This is a genomic window from Runella sp. MFBS21 (assembly GCF_029433105.1).
In the GTDB taxonomy this organism is placed as follows: domain Bacteria; phylum Bacteroidota; class Bacteroidia; order Cytophagales; family Spirosomataceae; genus Runella.
Genome location: NZ_JARNTW010000051.1, coordinates 1 through 4,135 on the forward strand (window position 1 = coordinate 1; position 4,135 = coordinate 4,135).

2 protein-coding genes are annotated in these 4,135 nt (G+C 43.9%); both read left to right on the forward strand.

Annotated features, from left to right (window positions below):
- The coding region (locus P1X15_RS32350; protein ID WP_277342242.1) for a SusC/RagA family TonB-linked outer membrane protein at nt 1–2,209 on the forward strand (2,209 nt) is incomplete at its 5' end.
- Nucleotides 2,210–2,230: 21 nt separating this feature from the next.
- On the forward strand, nt 2,231–3,991 hold the full coding sequence (locus P1X15_RS32355; protein ID WP_277342243.1) for a RagB/SusD family nutrient uptake outer membrane protein: 1,761 nt from the start codon (nt 2,231–2,233) through the stop codon (nt 3,989–3,991).
- Nucleotides 3,992–4,135 lie beyond the last annotated feature (144 nt).

The following is a 4,135-nucleotide window of genomic DNA, read 5'->3' on the forward strand; positions in this document are numbered from 1 at the left end:
CAATCGATACAGTTCAATGACATGCCATCGAAAGGCACCTGTTTTGTACTTTTTCTTTAAATTAATAAAGCTGCTCACTTTCATAACTTTACACAATTTGTGTCAAGCTATTTCAGGGATATACACTGGGATGTATAATTATGGTTATGACAAATACCAACGGTTTAATGTCCGCGCCAATGTCACCTCGACATTCAATAAATGGCTGAGTTTTAGCCTTCGAAGTAGTGCTTCTCGCCAATATTTTGATACCCCCAACGCTTATGGTAGCAAAACGGGCGGAGGTTTGGAAGCATACATGCACCAAATTGCCAGGAAGTACCCCACTGTGGCTCTCTTTAATCCTGACGGCAACTACTCCTCTACCAGCGATGTATTACTCCATAAAGAAGGTGGCCGGTCAAAATCCACCACTGACCAAATCTTACTCACTGGAGAATTTAACCTAAATTTAGCTAAAGGTTGGACTGCTACCGCCAATTACACCCTTGATGGCTCTTTCTACGATGACCAATCACACCTCAAAACCTTGTACGAAGTTTTACCAGATGGCACTACGGGGATCATTGGCGGCACTTCTCCGAATTCATTTTCGAGAAGTAACCAACGAAGCATGCACCATATTATCAATGTTTTTAGTTCTTACGAAAAAACACTCGGAGGGCATTATGTAAAGGTTTTGGGTGGTTTTGTACGTGACTTAAACGCTTATCTCTCTTATAGTGCAAGCAATAGTCTACTTTATTCTGAAAACATCCCATCATTAAGCACTACTTATGGTACCTCCGCTTCGGTGTCAGATGTGTCTCGAAAATTAGCTTCTGATGGGATATTCGGTAGAATCAATTATAACTTCCGAGAGAAATACTTGCTCGAACTCAATGGAAGATACGACGGCACTTCTCGTTTTTTGCGCGATGTTCGTTGGAAGTTTTATCCTGGTGTATCTGCGGGGTGGAATGTTGATAAAGAAGCCTTCTTTGAAGGAGCTACCCATATAGTGAGTGCACTCAAGCTTAGAGCCTCTTATGGTTCATTAGGAGACCAAGGCTTTTTGGATGCAAGCGGGGCCAATTGGTATCCTTTTTATCCGAGTCTTGGTACTGTACGTCCTACAAGCACAAGCTGGCTTTTTAACAATGGTCAGCAAGCCAACGTGACCCCTCCGGGCCTTATCAATCCTGCCCTCACTTGGGTGACCACTACCTCCCTCAACCTCGGAACCGACATTAGTTTTTTGGCCAATCGCTTGAATGCCTCTTTTGACTGGTATATCCGTAAAGCGGATGATTTTGCAGGCCCTTCCGAGGCTTTACCGGGTATTCTGGGAGCTACGCCCCCTAGTGCCAACAACGCCGGCATCGAAACCAGAGGCTTTGAACTAAGCCTAGGATGGAGGGATAAAATCGGTGATATAAGATATGGCCTCAAGGGCGTATTAAGTGATTATAGTGGCAAAGTAGTGCGTTATCCCAATCCTACAGGGTCTATAAGCACCTTCTTTGCAGGGCAAGAAATGGGAAGCATTTGGGGATACGAAACCGTTGGTTTGTTCCAAAGTATCGATGAAATCAATAGCGCACCCAAGCAAACTTTACTCTCAACGGCTACGTGGACCCCGGGAGATGTAAGATACAAAGACCTTAACAACGACGGTATCATTGGCCCTGGAAACGGAACATTAGAAAACCCTGGCGATAGAAAAATCATCGGCAACAGTACACCTCGCTTCTCTTATAGTTTTACAGGAGATATGACATGGAAAGGTTTTGACTTGATGTTGTTTCTCCAAGGAATTGCAAAAAGGGATGTTTTTATTGGTTCCAACTATTTCTGGGGAATTGTGGGGGATGAATGGCAAAGCTCCGTTTTTACAGTCCACACCAACCGCTGGACTCCAGAGAACCCCAATGGATATTTTCCTAAATTTTACATGAGTTCGCAGAATAGTAAAAACACTCAAACGCAAACGAGATATTTACAGAATGCGGCCTATCTACGCATCAAAAATTTACAACTTGGGTATACTCTCCCCAAAACGGTACTCAATACCATAAAAATTGAGAAAGTGAGAGCCTATATAAGTGTTGAAAACTTAGCTACCTTCACCAAGCTCATCAAAACACTAGATCCTGAGCTTTCGATTGGAACTGGCAAGATTTATCCCTTGCAACGGACTTTCTCAGGAGGAATCAATGTCACTTTTTAAACCCCCGAAATCATATTTATCATGAAAAAATATATCGCATTTATCCTTCTACTGAGTATAGTTACGTTGGTAGGATGTAAAGAAAATTTTCTTGAGCGCGCCCCCGAAACCGCCATCAGCGATGCCGAATTTTGGAAGTCTACCAGTGACTTACAACTATATGCTAATAATTTTTACACTGCGTTTCCTTCTACTATCAGTACTTTTGGCACCATCGGCATCTATGGTAACGACGCTGATGAGGGTAGCGACAACATGATTAACATGGGGTATAATACTACCCTTAATGGTGAACGAATCGTACCCGCATCGGGTGGAGGATGGGCCTACAGCAATTGGTCAACCTTACGAAATATCAATTACTTCCTTGTCAACCAAAGCAAAGTCAATGTAAACTGGGACTTGAAAAAAGCCTATGTTGGGGAAGCTTTGTTTTTCCGCGCTTGGTTTTACTACGACAAGCTTCGGCAGTTTGGTGACCTACCTTGGATTACAAAACCGTTGGACCCTAACTCCCCCGAACTCAGCGCCACACGACTCACTCGCAATGTCATTGTAGATTCTTTAATGAACGACCTTGACAAAGCCGTCGCTTACTTACCTACCAAATCAAACGCTCAAGTATCGCGAATCAACAAGGAAGTAGCGCTGTTGTTTCAGGCGCGTATCGCGCTGTTTGAAGGTACGTGGGAGAAATATCATGCGGGGACTGCCTTTGGCGTGACTGGCTCTAACGGTGAAAAATACCTAAAAAAAGCCGCAGAAGTAGCAGAGACTCTCTTAAACAATGGTGGCGGCTATGGCTTAGTAGATACACCAGGCGCGGATGGCTACTGGAAACTTTTTAACCAAACCGACTACAGTTCTAATCGAGAAATAATGCTATGGCGCAAATATGACTTAAATCTCAACGGAGGGCATTATTGGCATCGCTATACCAATACAGGAGCAGGTCGGGGACTTACCAAAGACCTAATAGATGCGTATTTGTGTACCGATGGTAAGCCTATTTCGGTGAGTCCGTTGTACAAAGGAGATGCTACTATTTTGGAGGCCATCACCAACCGTGACCCACGACTGTCTCAAACGGTGTATGTTCCGGATGGAGCGCATATCATCACCAACAACCGCCCCAATGGTGCAGCTCCGGTAATGTTTCAAGCGCCTAGTTTTTCGGCTGCAAACGAAAACAAACCCGCCACAGGCTATCAAGTTTATAAGGGTCATAACCCCGATTATATTCAACAACAAGACCGAGGTACTACGGGCTATATCTTGTTTCGATATGCCGAGGCATTATTGATTTTTGCCGAAGCCAAAGCCGAATTGGGCATTTTTACGCAAGCCGACGCCGATAAAAGTGTTAATTTGCTCCGTAAAAGAGTTGGAATGCCTACCTTACAGATTGCGGCTATCAATACCGACCTCAAGGCAGAGTTTCCGTCATTAAGCCCACTTATCAACGAAATCAGACGTGAAAGAAGAGTAGAGCTTGCGTGTGAAGGTTACCGCCACGACGACCTTTACCGTTGGGCTGCCGCCGACGAAAAGTTAGTAGGACTTAAACCCAAAGGGGCAAAACTCGCTCAGTGGACAGGAATTGTGGCCGCCAACCTGCTGGCGTCTTATCCCACCGATGCCAACGGCTATATCGAATTGTACCAGAAAATTGGGGGAATGAGCACAGGTTATAAATTCAATATCAATCGTGACTATCTTGCTCCTTTAGCAACAGAACAAATGCTGCTCAATAGTCAAATCAAGCAAAACCCTGGCTGGTAATACCCTCTTCCATCAAATAATGCGAATCAAGAGTTGGGTTTAACAGCCAACTATTTATTAACGAGATACTTATATGTAGATAGTGGGGTAAAAGTTTTCCCAGAAACATAAAAAGTAGTAAGATTGGGTTCTCACATCTAATCA